Below are 12,973 nucleotides of genomic sequence, written 5' to 3'. Positions count from 1 at the left end.
CACTGTGTCTTCGGTTTTCTGAGTACCGATCTACCATACGTTCGTCTCGGCGAGGGGGGGCCGTTCATTTGGCCGCCCCCAGCCGGGGGAGATCGTTGGTCGCCGTACCTCAACCCGGCTTTCTCCCAGGCGCGTTGGGAGGTCGGATGTCGGGGCGGGGGTCAGGAGGCGCTGTCGGCGTCCGGCCCCTGGGCGCGCAGGCGGCGGACGTTCTCCAGCGACTCGCGCAGTTCGGTGAGCCAGGTGTCGGAGTGGCGCTGCACCAGGCGGACACACCAGGCGAGCGCCTCGCTGCGGCTGCGGGCGACGCCCGCCTCCACCAGGGTGTCGAGCACCTGCCGTTCGGGCTGGCGCAGCCGGGTCATGACGGGGGCGGAGACGGTGGTGAACATGCCCCTCAGGTCGCCGCACTCGGCGCCCCAGGAGACCTTGCGGCCGTAACGGCGCTCGGCCTCCCGGGCGACGGCGATCCGGGCGTCCCTGGTCCGGTCGCGGAACTCGGCGATCCGGCCCTCGAACGCGGCTTCGCGCTCGGCGTCCGATGCTGCTTGGTCGAGGACGGGTTCGGTGATGCGGCCGACGACGGTGATCTCTTCGCGGTCCGCGGTGATCTCGACGAGATCGGTGAACAGGTCGGCGGGGAGGCGGCCGGTGAACCACCCCCGGAGCTCTTCGGGCGAGGTTGTAATCATGTAATCAGCATTACTCGGGGTGGGGGTGATCGCAAGACCCCGGGGAGGAACGTCGGGAGGAGCGCCGGAGGAACGGCGGAGGGCCGTCAGCGCGTGGCGGAGACCGGCACCCGGGCCCGGGCCCGCGCCCGGCCGCGCAGCCAGGGCGTCCGGGCGGCCAGCGCGCCGAGGCCGAGCGCCACCAGGTGCCCGGCGTCGGCCAGTTGCTGGTCCAGCGCCCAGGTCACGGCCAGCCCCAGCCCGAGCGCGGGCAGCCCGAACCGGCGCAGCGGAGCCGGGCCCAGGGCCAGCAGGCAGCCGGCGGTGCCGACCAGCCCGTAGCTGATCCCGACGTCACGAGCCCGGGACAGCGCCCCCGGGATCCGGGCGGTGAGCATCACCCACATGGCGCCCTCGGTGAGCAGAGTGGCGCCCAGGTGCCCGAAGACGAAGACCGCGCCGGCCCGGGCCGGGCCCCAGCGCCACTCGGCCAGACCCAGCACCACGGCCACCGCCGCGATGCCCGCCCAGGCGGGCACCCCGTCGACCACCAGCCCGCTGGTGAACATCGTCCACCACTTGCCGACCTCCATGTGGTGGACGTTGCTGCTGTTGTGCCGGACGAACCGGGCCCGGGCGCCGTGGCTCTGGCCGGCCAGCCAGCAGGCCGTCGCGGTCAGCAGCAGCACGTACACCGTGGTCAGCCGCAGCCGGTCCGCCACGCGCAGCGCCGGGTGCCGCGCGCCGGGGCCGGCGTCGAGACCTGCAGGTGCGGTCGTCGTGCCGCGCTCGCTCATCGTGCCCGTCGCCCTCGCTGTGCGGTCCCGGTGGTGCCGCCCGGCGGCCCCCGGCGGCCCGTTCCGGGCGGTCAGAGCGCCAGCGTACGCCAGCCCCGGGTGATCTCCTCGCCGACCGAACTCGCGTTCGGCGCCGGGCTGCCCGGGACCGGAGCGGCCGTCAGCAGCTCCAGCAGCTCCAGCAGCGCCGCGCCGTCCGCCGGGCGCCCGGCCGGGTCGGCGTTCAGCGCGCGGACCACCACGGAGGCCGGCGCCGGGCCCAGGGCGTGGGGGACGCGGGAGACCGTCCGCGAGACCCGGTCACCCGAAGGGCGCACCGCGTCGACGCGCCCGGAGGCGCCCCGGGTGAGGGTGAAGGGAACCGTCGAGGAGGCGCCGATGACCGGTGGCACCACCAACGCGCCCGGACACCGGCGCCCCTGGTGGGCACGCCTCGCGCACGCGGTCTGGAGCTACGTCCGCCGGGCCCCGGGCACCTACGTGTGGCTGGTGATCCTGCTCGCCACCACGCAGGTGATCCGCCACGTCGACACCGCGACCGCCGACCGGATCCTGGAACGGCGCTCGACCAACCTGCACCACCTCCAGGTCTCACCGATGCGCGTGCTGATCACCAGCGCGCTGTGGATCGCGGGCGGCGGGTGGCTGAGCTACTTCCTGCTCTACAACCTCTTCCACGTGCCCGCCGAACGCTGGCTCGGCACCCTGCGCTGGATCTCGGTGGCGATGATCGCGCACGTCGGCGCGACCTACCTCAGCGAGGGCCTGCTCGGGTGGGCGATCCACCGCGGCATCGCCCCGCCGAGGGCCGTCTACACCCTCGACTACGGCGTCAGCTACGCGCTCGCCGGGGTGGTCGCGGTGCTCACCTATCTGATCGTGCGGCCCTGGCGGTACCTGTACGTGGCCGGTGTGCTGGTCTTCTACGGCCTGGGTGTCGCGCAGAGCCGGGACTACACCAGCATCGGCCACTTCAGCGCCGTGCTGATCGGCCTGGCCTGCTACCCGCTGACCCGGGACCGCCCGGGCTCCTGGGACCCGGTCGCCACGGGCCGGCTCGTCCGAGGGCGGCTGCGCCGGCGTTGACGGTGGTGGCGATGGCAGCGGTGATGGTGGCGGTGGCGGCGGTGGTTGGTGGCTGCGTCGTGGTGGTGGTGGCGTCGACGGATCAGCCGGTGCGCGGGGGGCCCGGGGCGGGCGTGCCCAGGTAGGCGTTCAGCGGCGGTCCCTGGGCCAGCACCGCCCCGGCCGTGACGGAGAAGGTGATGGCGGCGCAGAGCACGATCAGCCAGGACAGCCCCATCAGCACCAGGCCCAGCGAACCATACTGGGCCAGCGCGCGGTTCAGCGCGTCCGGCATGTAGATCCGGGCGGTCAGCGAGAGTGCGGTGGCCGCGGCGGCTGTCAGCAGCGCGCCGGGCAGCAGCGGCAGCCAGCCGACCCGGGCGCTCAACAGCAGGTGGGCGGTCCACCACCAGACGACGAACGAGGCGGTGAAGGTCAGCGGCAGGCCCAGCCAGAAGCCGGCGCCGAAGCCGTCCCGCAGCGGGCCCTGGAACAGCAGCACCGCCAGCCAGGTCACGATCCACAGTAGCCACCGCCAGGCCGCCACCTTGGTCCCGGCCTTCGGTAGCCGCCAGGCGTGCTCGCAGACCCGGGCCACCGCGCGGCTGCAGCTGGTCGCCGACAGCAGTGCCATCAGCACGCCGATGAACCCGGTGGTCTGCCGCAGGTCCCCGGTGCCGTACAGCGACTGGTGCAACTGCTGATCCGTGGCGCCGGAGATGCCGAAGAGCGAGCGGAGCGAGGCGACCATCTGGTCCCGCACGCCGGTCGGGGCGAACGCGGCCACCGCGAACAGCAGTGGTACGGAGGTCAGGAAGATTTGGGAGGCCATCCGGGTGGCGGCGTCCAGCAGTCCGGGGGAGAGCAGCCGGGCCGTCAGCTCGGTGATCACGGGGAAGCGCCGCTCGGCCTTGGACCGCGCTCGCTCCCACCGCCCGCGCCCCCGGGCCAGCCGCTCCCCCCAACGGCCAGCGGCCTCCCTCACCGACCTCATCTCTCGGTCCTCCCGCAGCGGGGCAACGATCCGCCCCAGTCAAGGCCAGCCCGGCCCGCCCCGCCACCGGAGGTGTCCGTCCGCAGGCGGGTGGGCGGCGTCGGGCGTCTGGGGTGGGGGTCGGGGCCGGGTAGCGGGTGTGGTGTGGTGTGGTCGTGGGTCTACCGTCGGGGCGGCGGGCCCGTGAGGCTCGTGGGGTTCCGTCCGATGAGGGTGTTGAGCACGTTGAGGGCCGCCTTCTTGCGCTGGGCCTTGCGCGACCAGACCGCCGGGCAGACGACCCCGAAGAAGAACAGCAGCACCACGACGAGGCTCGGGGCTGCCGAGATGATCGCGATGGTGTTGTTGCTCTGGAACCCGGCCGCGACCGGGCCGGCGCCGGTCGCGGCGACTCCGGCCGGAGCGAGCCAGCGGGGGCCCGGTGCGGGCGGTGCGGTGCCCGTGGCCTGGGCGCTTCCGCCCGACGCGGGAATCCCCGTACCCTCGTGCATGTAGTTCTCCGGGTGTTGATGGGGCTACGAGTGATGACGGCTTCCTGTTGACGCAGGGAGCCGTCGCTCCGTTGTGGGGCGTACGGCTCGTACCGACAGTGGATACGATGACAGAGCTGCGGAAGGCCGAAAAACCGCAGAAAACATCGCGGGACTTGAGAAAGTTGATGTTGGTCCAGGTCAGAGGCGTACCGACGTCGACGATGTGACCCGCATCACAGGAAATGGGAGAGGAACTGTGAGGAATCTCACGGTGGGGATATGGCGCGCAGGCTCCCGCTGAGTGGAACGGGCCCGCTGGTCTCCTTCGCCCGCGAGCTCCGCGAACTCAAGGAACGGTCCCGGGGCACGGTCGAGACGGTCGTCGCGCTAGGCGCCTCGCGGACGGCGGTCTACGCCGCCCTGAACGGATCCCGCCTGCCGAGCGCCAAGAACCTGGACGCCATGGTCGAGGCGTGGGGCAGCGGCAGCGAGCTCGAACGGCGGCAGTGGCACGACCGGCGACGTGCCGCCGAGGAAGGCCTCGCGGAGGCGGCCCGGCGGCAGGGCGCGGCGACGGCGGGCCGCACACCCGAGGAGGAGGACTTCACCCGCGCGCTGCGCGGACTGTGGAACAAGGTCGGCGACCCGTCGACCGAACGGGTGGCGCGCCACTGCGACCTGAGCGCGCGAACCCTCGACTCCTACCTGGACGGACGGACCATTCCGACGGAGTCGCGGCTTCGCGAACTCTTCGACGGGCTGTCCGCGCTGCGCGCCGATGACAGCGCCTGGCTGGCGGCCACCCGGGACACCCTCATTGGGGAAGTGCTCTTCCGCGCCCAGACGGCGCGGCAGGAGGAGCGGGCGAGGGTCAGGGAACTGGCCACGGCCCTCCCGGAAGGGCAGGCGCCCGTCGAGTTCGGCCCGTTCCCCGACGGCATCGGGCCGGTGCCGGGCGTACGACTGGGCCAGGAGTTCGACAACCGGCGGACGCTCTCGCTCGCCGGCGTGCACCGGCCGCTCCAGGCCGGTATCTGCGGTCTGCGAGAACTCGGCGCGGAATCGATCGTGGTCTCCGGTGGGTACCAGGACGACGAGGATCTCGGTGATGTGATCCTCTACACCGGGGAGGGCGGGCGGAGCCCGCAGACGGGGCAGCCGGCCCGGAACCAGCAGCTGACGCGCGGCAACGCGGCCCTGGCGACGAGCGCGGCGACCGGGGCCCCGGTTCGCGTGGTCCGGGGAGTCACCACCGCGACCCGCTCCTTCTACCGCTACGACGGGCTCTTCCGGGTTGAGGACCTCTGGTCCGAGACCTCCTCCGGCGGCTTCCTCGTGTGGCGGTTCCGCCTGGTAGCCCTTCCCCCGGCCGAACAGGCCGCGGCAGTCGCCCGGGTGTCGGACCGGGTATCGGATCGGGTGACGGCTCCGGTAGCGGCTCCGGTGACCGATCGGGTGGCGGATCGGGTGACGGCTCCGACGGATGAGGACGGTCGGGAGGCGGGGCCCGTCCGATCCGCGACATCGGTCGAGCGCGTCGTCCGGAACACCGCGATCGCCACCCACGTGAAACGTGCGCACGACTACACCTGTCAGGTGTGCGGCGTCCGCATGGCGGTCCCGGGCGGCGCCTACGCCGAGGCCGCACACATCACGCCCCTGGGGAGCCCGCACAACGGATCGGACACCGTCGACAACGTTCTCTGCCTGTGTGCCAACCACCACGTGCTGTTCGACTTCGGCATGCTGATCGTCAATGACGACCTCACGGTGGTGAGCCGCGACGACAGCTCCGTGCTGGGCCGGCTGCGGGAGACGCCGGATCACGTCGTCGACCGGAAGCGCCTCGCGGAGCACCGGCTGCGGCACGGGGTTCCCCGGCACGAGGGCATGCGCTGAGCCTCCCGTCCCGTCGTCTGGGCCGCTGCCCCGTCTGCTCGTGGTGAACGGGTGGGGCAGCGGGTTGAGCCGAGGGCGGGGCCGGGGGGATCGTGCTACTGGCTGACGGACTGGGCCAGGCAGAGGATGTTGCCCTCGCTGTCCTTGAACCAGGCGGCGCGCAGGTTGTCGCGTTCGGCGATGCCGTTGACGGTCTTCAGCCCGGGGAAGTCGTACTCCTCGAACGTGATGCCGCGCTCACGCAGGGCGGACATCGCGCCGTCGAGGTCGGCGACCTTGAAGCTGGCAAGGGTGTGGGCGGCCTGTCCGCCGCTGGGGGTGTGGTAGATCGTGAACTGGGTGCCGCCGCAGTCGCAGACCAGTTCCTCGTCGGTCTCCTCGGCGAGCTTGAGGCCGAGGGTGTCGGTGTAGAAACTCCTCGCGCGGGCGAGGTCGGCGGCGGGGATGACGGCCTGCAGTGGTGCGTCTCCAAGCATGGTGCTTCGCCTCCTCCTGCTTCCAGGCTAGGGACGTTGGCGGGCGGGCGCCCACGGGGGCGGTGGGCGGCGGCGGGGCGTGTGCGGGAGATTGCCGGGTGTTGCTGCGCTCGGAGAGGTGCGGTCGAGCGGGACGAGCGGGGCGCGGAGGGTCCGGCAAGGTCGTTCGTGTGCCTTCACGGGTGGCGGCCCCGTCCGGCAATCGGGTTGTCGCGTCCCGCCGCCCGGCCTCAGCCGCGCTGCGGCCAGGCGTGCGGCACCCGCTCCAGCACGCCGGCGCCGAACAGCTCGTACAGCGGCAGGGTCTCCAGGTGGACGTAGCCGATGTGGCAGTCGCAGACCGGCAACGGGCAGCCGCGCGCCCGCAGTTGGGTGCGGTAGGAGCCGTCGTACAGGTTGCCGAGAACGTTCCGGACGAAGTGGCAGCGGCGGACGGTACCGTCGCCGTCCACGGAGAGCACGGACTCGCCGGTGCGGCAGGGGCGGTCGGCGCTGGGGTGGGCGTGCCGGCTGTAGCCGAAGTGCGGGTCGACGGCCTCCCAGTCTGCGGCCTCGGCGTCGGTATAGGTGCGGCCCTCGGCGGCGTTGACCCAGAGGTAGACGCCTGCGGCGAGCTCGGCGCGCAGCCGGCGGGCCTCGGCCAGGTGCTCGGGCTGGCCGACCACGCCGACGCTGTAGCGCACGCCCAGGGCGTCCAGCTCCCGGCACTTGGCGAGGAAACGCTCTCGGGTGACCTGGCCGGGGTGGTACGTCACCCAGAGCGCGAGGGTGTCGGGATCGGCCTCGGCGAGCCAGTCGGTCCGACAGCTGAGGTTGGTCTGGATCGCCACCCGGCGTACGTGGGGGAGCTTGCTCAGCTGGACCAACGTCCGTCGGTACCACGACCGCACCAGGCCCTCGCCCCAGGGCGTGAACAGCAGGGCGAGGGTGTCACCGCTGCCCGCCCGTCCGGCCGCCCAGCCGGTGAACCGCTCCAAGGCCGAGCGGTCGGCGCGCAGTTGATCGGGTGTGTCGCGGCGCTTGGCGAACGGGCAGTAGGGGCAGTCGTAGTCGCAGGAGGCGAGTGGGCCACGGTAGAGCAGGGTGAGGTCGCGCCCACGGTCAGTCGCGGCGGTCGCGGCGGTCGCGGCGGTCGCGGCGGTCGCGGCGGTCGCGCCGGTCTCTGCGGTTGGCGCGGTCGGTGTGCGCGGTGCGGGCGGGGTGGTGGACGGCAGGCCGAGGAAGGTCATTTCGCCTCGTACGCCGTCATCAGGGCCCGGACCTCGGGCGAGAACAGCATCGGCCCGGCCGCGTCGGAGTGCGCCAGGCCCTCCGGGCTGAGCACCAGGCGGTCCTGGTCATCGGCGAGCCAGCCGCGGGCGGTGAACTCGGCCAGCTCCGCCGGGAAGTCGGCGGCCGGTGTGCTGCCGAAGCGGGCCCGGTAGTCGGCCAGCGGCATGCCCTCGGCCTGGAGCAGCGACTGCACCAGGTGCCGCCGGCGCGGCTCCTCGCCGCTCATCCGGTGGCCCACCTCGGCGTGGTGGAAGTCCTCGGTGGCGACGAAGTCGTCGATGATTCCGCGCACCTCGGTGGCGTTCACCGCGTAGTCGAAGGAGTAGTGCAGCCGTGAGGTGTAGGAGCGGGCGCCGCAGCCCAGGCCGACCATGCCGTCCGTCTGGCAGGCGTACTCGCTCGCCCCGGCCTGCGGGGAAGCGGCGCGGCGGAACATCCGCATCGACACCTGCTGGTAGCCGTGGGCCAGCAGGTGGTCGCGGCCGGTGCGGTAGAGCGTGAGCCGGCGGGTGTCCCAGACGGAGTGGCTCTCCTGCTCGCCGCGCCGGGCCAGGCCGGTGAGCGGGCGCACGTAGAGCGGGTAGAGGTACAGCTCCTCGGGCTGCCAGGCGAGCGCGGCGTCCAGCGAGTGCAGCCAACTGGCCTCGGACTGGCCGTCGATGCCGTAGATGAGGTCGATGTTGAGCACCGGGAACCCGGCGGCACGGATCCGGTCGAGGGCGGCCTCCACCTCGGCCCGCTTCTGCGGGCGCACGGCGGAGCGGGCCTCGGCGTCGACGAAGGACTGTATGCCCAGGCTCAGCCGGGTGGTGCCCCGGGCGGCCAGGACCTCCAGCCGGTCGGCGGTCGCGGTGGCGGGGGAGGCCTCCACCGAGAGCGGTATCGCCCGCAGGTCGGCGCCCATCCGCCGCTCGGCGATGTCGCACAGCCGTTCCAGCTCGCCGGCCGTCAGATAGGTGGGCGTGCCGCCGCCGAAGGCGGCCAGTGCGAAGCGCGCGCCCTCGTCCAGCGCGGTGCGGACGGCCACCGCCTGGCGCTCCAGGGCGTCCAGGTACGCGGTGGTCAGGCCCTCGGGGCTGCCGATCCTGGTGAACAGGTTGCAGAAGCCGCAGCGGACCTCGCAGAACGGGATGTGCAGGTAGAGCGAGAGCGCGTCCTGTGCCTCGCCGGCCCACAGCTCGCGCAGCCCCGGGCGCTCCGGCAGCGGGCGGTAGGCGGTCTTGTGCGGGTAGGCGTAGACGTAGGACTGGTAGGGCGAGTCGGGGCGCGGGGGTGCGGTGGTCATGCGCGCTCCTCGGTGGTGGCGGCGATGGCTGTGACGGTGGCGGGGACGGCAGCGGGGGCAGGGAAAGCTGAGGCGGCTGTGGGGGCGGCATCGGGGACGGCTGAGGGGATCGTGAAGTGGGCGTACGGGACGGTCCAGACCACCTCGTGGCCGATCCGGTGCCCGGTGTAGCCGTCCTCGCCGTACGCCGTGCCGTGGTCGGAACAGACGATCGCGAAGCAGGGGCGGCGGGCGCTCATCGCCGCGAAGAGCCGGCCGATGTGGGCGTCCACGTACTCCAGAGTGGCGCCGTGGCTGGCCCGGGAGTCGCCGTGCTCACGGGTGGCGCCGGGCAGGTGGAACCAGTTGGGCTGGTGCAGCGCCGAGACGTTCAGGAACAGGAACAGCGGTTGCCCGGCGGGCTGTTCGGCGGCGACCCGCTCCGCCCGGGCGACCTGCTCCTCGAAGGACGTCGGGGACGGCACGCCCATCCCGGGCTCCCAGTGGCTCTCCTGGAACAGGCCGGGCAGCACCGAGCCGAGCGGGCCCTGCTTGTTGAAGAAGCCCACGCCGCCGATGCAGACCGTCCGGTACCCGGCGGCGGCGAGGGCGGTCGGCAGATCCGGTGCGTCGAACACCCAGGTGCGCGGGGCGGTGCTCTCGGAGCCGGCGAAGCGGGCCGCGAACAGGCGCGGGTGGGGGCCGTCGGGGGAGGCCGGGGTGGGCAGGAAACCGGCCAGGATCGCCTGGTGGGAGGCGTAGGTGAAGTTGCCGGGCGCGTGCCGGCGCTCCCAGCGGCCGCCGGGGAGGAAGGCGGCGAGGTGCGGGATCCGGCCGGCGGCGGCCAGCTCCTCGGCGACGTCGAAGCGGAGCGTGTCGAGTGTGACGAGCAGCAGGTCGTGCGTGCCGACGACCGCGTTCATGTCGGGGGCCGGAGCGGGAGCCTGGGTGTGGGGGGAGGTCTGCTGGTTCATCGGGAGGGTTCCGTGATCTGGTGGTCCGTCGGGGTGGGGAGGGGCGTTCCGGTGGTGCGGCCGGTGGCCCCGGTGAGGGCGGCGATCTGGGCGCCGTAGGTGTCGAGGCCCTCGGCGGGGCCGCCGGGCAGGCCGGTGAGGTTGGGGAGCAGGTCGCCGAAGGCGTTGACCTCGCCGACCAGGGCGCGCCGCCAGCCGGCCGTGGGCAGGACGTCGACCCCGACCATCAACGAGCCGGGGAAGCAGGCCGCCGCGCGCTCGGCCGTCTCCAGCAGGGCCGGCCATGCGGGCCCGGCGGCCTCCCGGGCCAGGTCGAGGCTGCCCCGGGCGCCGCCGAGGTGCAGGTTGGTCATCGGCTGCGCGCTCGTGCGCACCACCGCGTGGGTGGCCCGGCCGGCGACCACCACCACGCGCAGGTCCGCCGAGCGGCCGGACTGCGCGGCCTTCGGGATCCACTGCTCGACGTGCAGCCCGTCCGGTGCCAGCCGGTCGATGATCTCGGCCACCTCCCGCTCGCCGCGGTAGTGGCGGACCCGCAGCGAGTTGTGCAGCAGCCCGTCGGCCAGCTCGACCGACGTGGTGGCCAGGACCTGCCCGCGCGGCCCGAACTGCAGGGCCGTCACCCCGGAGGCGGAGGAGCCGTGCGCGGGCTTGACGAAGACCCGGCGCAGGCCGGCCGCGGCCAGCCGCCCGCGCAACTGCTCCCAGCCGGTGACCTCGCCGCCCAGCGCCCGGGGTACCGGCACCCCGGCGGCGGCGAGGAGCGCGTGCGCCCGCCGCTTGTCGAACATCACGGCGATCTCCTCCGGATCGCCCAGCAGCCGTACGCCGGGGCGCCCGGCCAGCTCGCGCAGCGCGGCCGTCACCCCCGCGTACCAGGCGGCCGTGCCCTCGACCCGGGTCGGCGCGTAGGACGGGCCGAGCGCCGGGCCGCGCAGCAGTTCGTCGACCAGGGCCTCCTCACCGGGCGACTCGATCCGCAGCAGGCCGTCCTCGGGCAGCCGGTAGTCGCCGCGCAGCACGTCCAGCCAGGGCAGGACGGCGGGCTCGGGCAGCCCGGCGGCCCGGGCGGCGGCGGCGAACAGCGTCACCCGTCGGTGCCCGGGATTGCCGAGGACGGTCAGCTGCGGTGTCATCGTGCCGTCACCCGCCTACTCGGCGACCGCGACGTAGCGGTCCCCGTCGTCCTCGTCCTCGTCGGGGTCCTCGGCCTCGGAGAGGTCGAGCGCGACCCCGGGCAGGGCCTCGGTGAGGCGCTGCTGCAGCTCCTCGCTGAGGTAGTGGTGGTGCAGGTCGAGGGCGCGCAGGTGGGTGAGCGGCTGGCCCTCCAGCAGGGCGGCGGCGCCCTCGTCGGAGAGCACGCCCATGGACAGGTCGAGCGACTCCAGCCGGGCCACCACGGGCGCGTGCGCGACGGCCGAGGCGATCTCGTCCTGGAACTCACTGTTGGCCAGCCCGAGGTGGCGCAGGCTCGGGAGGCGGGCGCCGTCCAGGAAGGGCCCGAGGTCGTCGATCGTGGCGTCACCGCCGTACTCGTCCACGCCGAGCCAGAGCGTCAGGCGCTCCAGCGCCGGCAGCTCGGAACCCGCCACCGCCCGCACCACCCGGGCCGGCAGGCCGCCGGCCTCGAAGCGCAGCGCGGTCAGCCGGTCGTGCCGCACCGGCTGGAGGCTCAGGTCCGTGCCGCCGCGGACGGTCAGCTCGGTCAGCCCGGGGAAGGCCGTCAGCAGCGGGGTGACGTCGCCCATCTCCATCCAGGAGATCTCGCACTCGTCGTAGGTCACGTCCCCGAGGAAGAGCGCCTCCAGGGCGGGCAGGCGCTCCGCGTCCGCGGCGATGGCGGCGACGGTGGCGGCCACGGGGACGTAGCCGCCGTGCCACCAGGGGCCGATCACCAGGGCGCGGATTCCGCCAGGGTCGACGGTGTCGAGGAAGGTCTGCCAGAGCTGCGCGAAGTCGTGCTTCGCGTCGTAGTCCAGGGCGAGCCGCCAGGCGACCGAGCCGGCGGCGGGCGGCGTGCGGGTGCCGTCGTCGGGGGTGAAGTCGCGGATCGGCAGGTCGTGGAAGCGGTCGGGGTGGAGGGAGACGGTCATGTCGGCTCCAGACGGATGGGCGTGGTGGGCTGGTCGGTGTGGTGGTGCGGCGGTGTCGGGCGCGCGGTCGGTGACGGTTACTCGGCCACGGCGACGTAGCGCCACCGGTCGTCGGGCTTTCCGGCCTCGGAGAGGTCGATCTCGACGCCCGGCAGGGCCTCGGTGAGGCGCTGCTGCACCTCCCCGGTGAGGAAGTGGTGGTGCAGGTCGAGGGCGCGCAGGTGGGTGAGGGGCTGGCCCTCCAGCAGGGCGGTGGCGCCCTGGTCGGTCAGTACGCCCATGGCGAGGCTGAGCGACTCCAGCCGGGCCACCACGGGCGCGTGCGCCACGGCGGCCGCGATGTCGTCCTCGAACTCACTGTTCTGCAGGCCCAGATGGCGCACCGCGGGGAAGCGTGTGCCGTCCAGGAAGGGGGCGAGGTCGTCCAGCGTGGCGTCGCCGCCGTAGTTGTCGACGCCGAGCCAGAGTTCGAGCCGCTCCAGGGCGGGGAAGTCGCAGCCGGCCACCGCCCGCACCACCGGGGCCGGCAGGCCGCCGGCCTCGAAGCGCAGCGCTCGCAGCGCCTCGTGGCGCACGGGTGTCAGCTCCAGGTCGCTGCCGCCGCGCACCACCAGCTCGGTCAGTTCGGGGTAGGCCGTCAGCAGCGGGGTGACATCGCACATCTCCAACCAGGAGATCTCGCTCTCCTCGTAGGTGACGTCGCCGACGAAGAGACCCCGCAGCGCGGGCAGCCGGTCCGCCGCCTCGACGATCGCGGCCAGGGCGGCGTCGAGTTGCTCCGGCTCGTCGGAGAACCACGGGCCGATCACCACGGCCGTCACGCGCTCGGTGTCGACCGTGTCGAGGAACTGCCGCCAGCGCTCGGTGAAGGCCTCCTCGGACTCGTAGTGCAGGCCGATCCGCCAGGCTGCCGACGGCGGGGGCGGGGGGGGGAGAGGGGGGCCGGCGGCGGCGGGGGGGGCCCGCCGCGCGTGTGGGGGGGGGCCCGCGCCCCC

Annotated in this window: 14 protein-coding genes; 2 read left to right on the top strand and 12 right to left on the bottom strand. The window is 73.5% G+C overall.

Annotation, left to right across the window (positions count from 1 at the left end; all coding sequences use genetic code 11):
• Positions 1 to 161 precede the first annotated feature (161 nt).
• From ACFV6I_RS28355 to ACFV6I_RS28345, 3 genes are all read right to left on the bottom strand, one after another.
• Positions 162 to 692: a hypothetical protein gene (locus ACFV6I_RS28355; RefSeq protein ID WP_380343931.1), complete on the bottom strand. Its 531-nt coding sequence runs from the start codon at positions 690 to 692 to the stop codon at positions 162 to 164.
• Between the two features lie 86 nt (positions 693 to 778).
• Positions 779 to 1,468 carry a rhomboid-like protein gene (locus ACFV6I_RS28350; protein WP_380428351.1) on the bottom strand — a complete coding sequence of 230 codons (690 nt, stop codon included), beginning with the start codon at positions 1,466 to 1,468 and terminating at the stop codon, positions 779 to 781.
• Between the two features lie 71 nt (positions 1,469 to 1,539).
• Complete coding sequence (locus ACFV6I_RS28345) at positions 1,540 to 1,863, bottom strand: hypothetical protein (protein WP_380428349.1); 324 nt, start codon at positions 1,861 to 1,863, stop codon at positions 1,540 to 1,542.
• On the opposite strand from ACFV6I_RS28345, the gene ACFV6I_RS28340 reads away from it, so the two are divergent.
• A complete protein-coding gene (locus ACFV6I_RS28340; RefSeq protein WP_380428347.1) occupies positions 1,847 to 2,554 on the top strand; it encodes a rhomboid-like protein in 708 nt (235 codons plus the stop codon). The genes ACFV6I_RS28345 and ACFV6I_RS28340 overlap by 17 nt on opposite strands.
• 82 nt (positions 2,555 to 2,636) lie before the next feature.
• On the opposite strand, the gene ACFV6I_RS28335 is transcribed toward ACFV6I_RS28340, so the two are convergent.
• Both ACFV6I_RS28335 and ACFV6I_RS28330 read right to left on the bottom strand, forming a co-directional pair.
• The gene (locus ACFV6I_RS28335; protein ID WP_380428346.1) at positions 2,637 to 3,527 is read right to left on the bottom strand and encodes a ribonuclease BN; all 891 of its coding nucleotides are present in this window, start codon (positions 3,525 to 3,527) and stop codon (positions 2,637 to 2,639) included.
• A gap of 161 nt (positions 3,528 to 3,688) precedes the next feature.
• On the bottom strand, positions 3,689 to 4,018 hold the full coding sequence (locus ACFV6I_RS28330; protein ID WP_380428344.1) for a hypothetical protein: 330 nt from the start codon (positions 4,016 to 4,018) through the stop codon (positions 3,689 to 3,691).
• A gap of 261 nt (positions 4,019 to 4,279) precedes the next feature.
• Between ACFV6I_RS28330 and ACFV6I_RS28325 the strand changes: the two genes are divergently transcribed.
• Positions 4,280 to 5,899 carry a YDG/SRA domain-containing protein gene (locus ACFV6I_RS28325; RefSeq protein WP_380428342.1) on the top strand — a complete coding sequence of 540 codons (1,620 nt, stop codon included), beginning with the start codon at positions 4,280 to 4,282 and terminating at the stop codon, positions 5,897 to 5,899.
• 95 nt (positions 5,900 to 5,994) lie between these two features.
• On the opposite strand, the gene ACFV6I_RS28320 is transcribed toward ACFV6I_RS28325, so the two are convergent.
• The 7 genes from ACFV6I_RS28320 to ACFV6I_RS28290 form a co-directional block, all read right to left on the bottom strand.
• A complete protein-coding gene (locus ACFV6I_RS28320) occupies positions 5,995 to 6,375 on the bottom strand; it encodes a VOC family protein (RefSeq protein WP_063350712.1) in 381 nt (126 codons plus the stop codon).
• Between the two features lie 230 nt (positions 6,376 to 6,605).
• Positions 6,606 to 7,604 carry an STM4011 family radical SAM protein gene (locus ACFV6I_RS28315; RefSeq protein ID WP_380428340.1) on the bottom strand — a complete coding sequence of 333 codons (999 nt, stop codon included), beginning with the start codon at positions 7,602 to 7,604 and terminating at the stop codon, positions 6,606 to 6,608.
• Positions 7,601 to 8,932 (bottom strand): STM4012 family radical SAM protein, encoded by a 1,332-nt coding sequence (locus ACFV6I_RS28310; RefSeq protein ID WP_380428338.1) that lies wholly within the window; start codon positions 8,930 to 8,932, stop codon positions 7,601 to 7,603. The genes ACFV6I_RS28315 and ACFV6I_RS28310 overlap by 4 nt, the downstream gene beginning before the upstream one ends.
• On the bottom strand, positions 8,929 to 9,834 hold the full coding sequence (locus ACFV6I_RS28305; protein ID WP_380428352.1) for an STM4013/SEN3800 family hydrolase: 906 nt from the start codon (positions 9,832 to 9,834) through the stop codon (positions 8,929 to 8,931). Before ACFV6I_RS28305 ends, ACFV6I_RS28310 begins: the two co-directional genes overlap by 4 nt.
• Positions 9,835 to 9,881: 47 nt before the next feature.
• Entirely contained in the window at positions 9,882 to 11,021 is a 1,140-nt protein-coding gene (locus tag ACFV6I_RS28300; RefSeq protein ID WP_380428336.1) for an STM4014 family protein, read from the bottom strand.
• Between the two features lie 15 nt (positions 11,022 to 11,036).
• A complete protein-coding gene (locus ACFV6I_RS28295; protein ID WP_380428334.1) occupies positions 11,037 to 11,978 on the bottom strand; it encodes an STM4015 family protein in 942 nt (313 codons plus the stop codon).
• 77 nt (positions 11,979 to 12,055) lie between these two features.
• A partial coding sequence (locus ACFV6I_RS28290; protein ID WP_380428333.1) for an STM4015 family protein occupies positions 12,056 to 12,973 on the bottom strand: 918 nt, incomplete at its 5' end.

Origin of the sequence: Kitasatospora sp. NPDC059803, from assembly GCF_042732255.1 — a bacterium.
Lineage (GTDB): Bacteria > Actinomycetota > Actinomycetes > Streptomycetales > Streptomycetaceae > Kitasatospora.
Note: the sequence above shows the minus strand (reverse complement) of the source record. Positions and strands in the feature narration are given on the sequence as shown.

What these genes read in the sequence shown, in the direction of transcription:
- ACFV6I_RS28300 (WP_380428336.1), bottom strand. Translation starts at nt 11,021, where the DNA reads ATGACACCGCAGCTGACCGTCCTCGGCAATCCCGGGCACCGACGGGTG.
- ACFV6I_RS28340 (WP_380428347.1), top strand. Translation starts at nt 1,847, where the DNA reads ATGACCGGTGGCACCACCAACGCGCCCGGACACCGGCGCCCCTGGTGG.
- ACFV6I_RS28310 (WP_380428338.1), bottom strand. Translation starts at nt 8,932, where the DNA reads ATGACCACCGCACCCCCGCGCCCCGACTCGCCCTACCAGTCCTACGTC.
- ACFV6I_RS28335 (WP_380428346.1), bottom strand. Translation starts at nt 3,527, where the DNA reads ATGAGGTCGGTGAGGGAGGCCGCTGGCCGTTGGGGGGAGCGGCTGGCC.
- ACFV6I_RS28350 (WP_380428351.1), bottom strand. Translation starts at nt 1,468, where the DNA reads ATGAGCGAGCGCGGCACGACGACCGCACCTGCAGGTCTCGACGCCGGC.
- ACFV6I_RS28320 (WP_063350712.1), bottom strand. Translation starts at nt 6,375, where the DNA reads ATGCTTGGAGACGCACCACTGCAGGCCGTCATCCCCGCCGCCGACCTC.
- ACFV6I_RS28305 (WP_380428352.1), bottom strand. Translation starts at nt 9,834, where the DNA reads ATGAACGCGGTCGTCGGCACGCACGACCTGCTGCTCGTCACACTCGAC.
- ACFV6I_RS28295 (WP_380428334.1), bottom strand. Translation starts at nt 11,978, where the DNA reads ATGACCGTCTCCCTCCACCCCGACCGCTTCCACGACCTGCCGATCCGC.
- ACFV6I_RS28315 (WP_380428340.1), bottom strand. Translation starts at nt 7,604, where the DNA reads ATGACCTTCCTCGGCCTGCCGTCCACCACCCCGCCCGCACCGCGCACA.
- ACFV6I_RS28325 (WP_380428342.1), top strand. Translation starts at nt 4,280, where the DNA reads ATGGCGCGCAGGCTCCCGCTGAGTGGAACGGGCCCGCTGGTCTCCTTC.
- ACFV6I_RS28355 (WP_380343931.1), bottom strand. Translation starts at nt 692, where the DNA reads ATGATTACAACCTCGCCCGAAGAGCTCCGGGGGTGGTTCACCGGCCGC.
- ACFV6I_RS28330 (WP_380428344.1), bottom strand. Translation starts at nt 4,018, where the DNA reads ATGCACGAGGGTACGGGGATTCCCGCGTCGGGCGGAAGCGCCCAGGCC.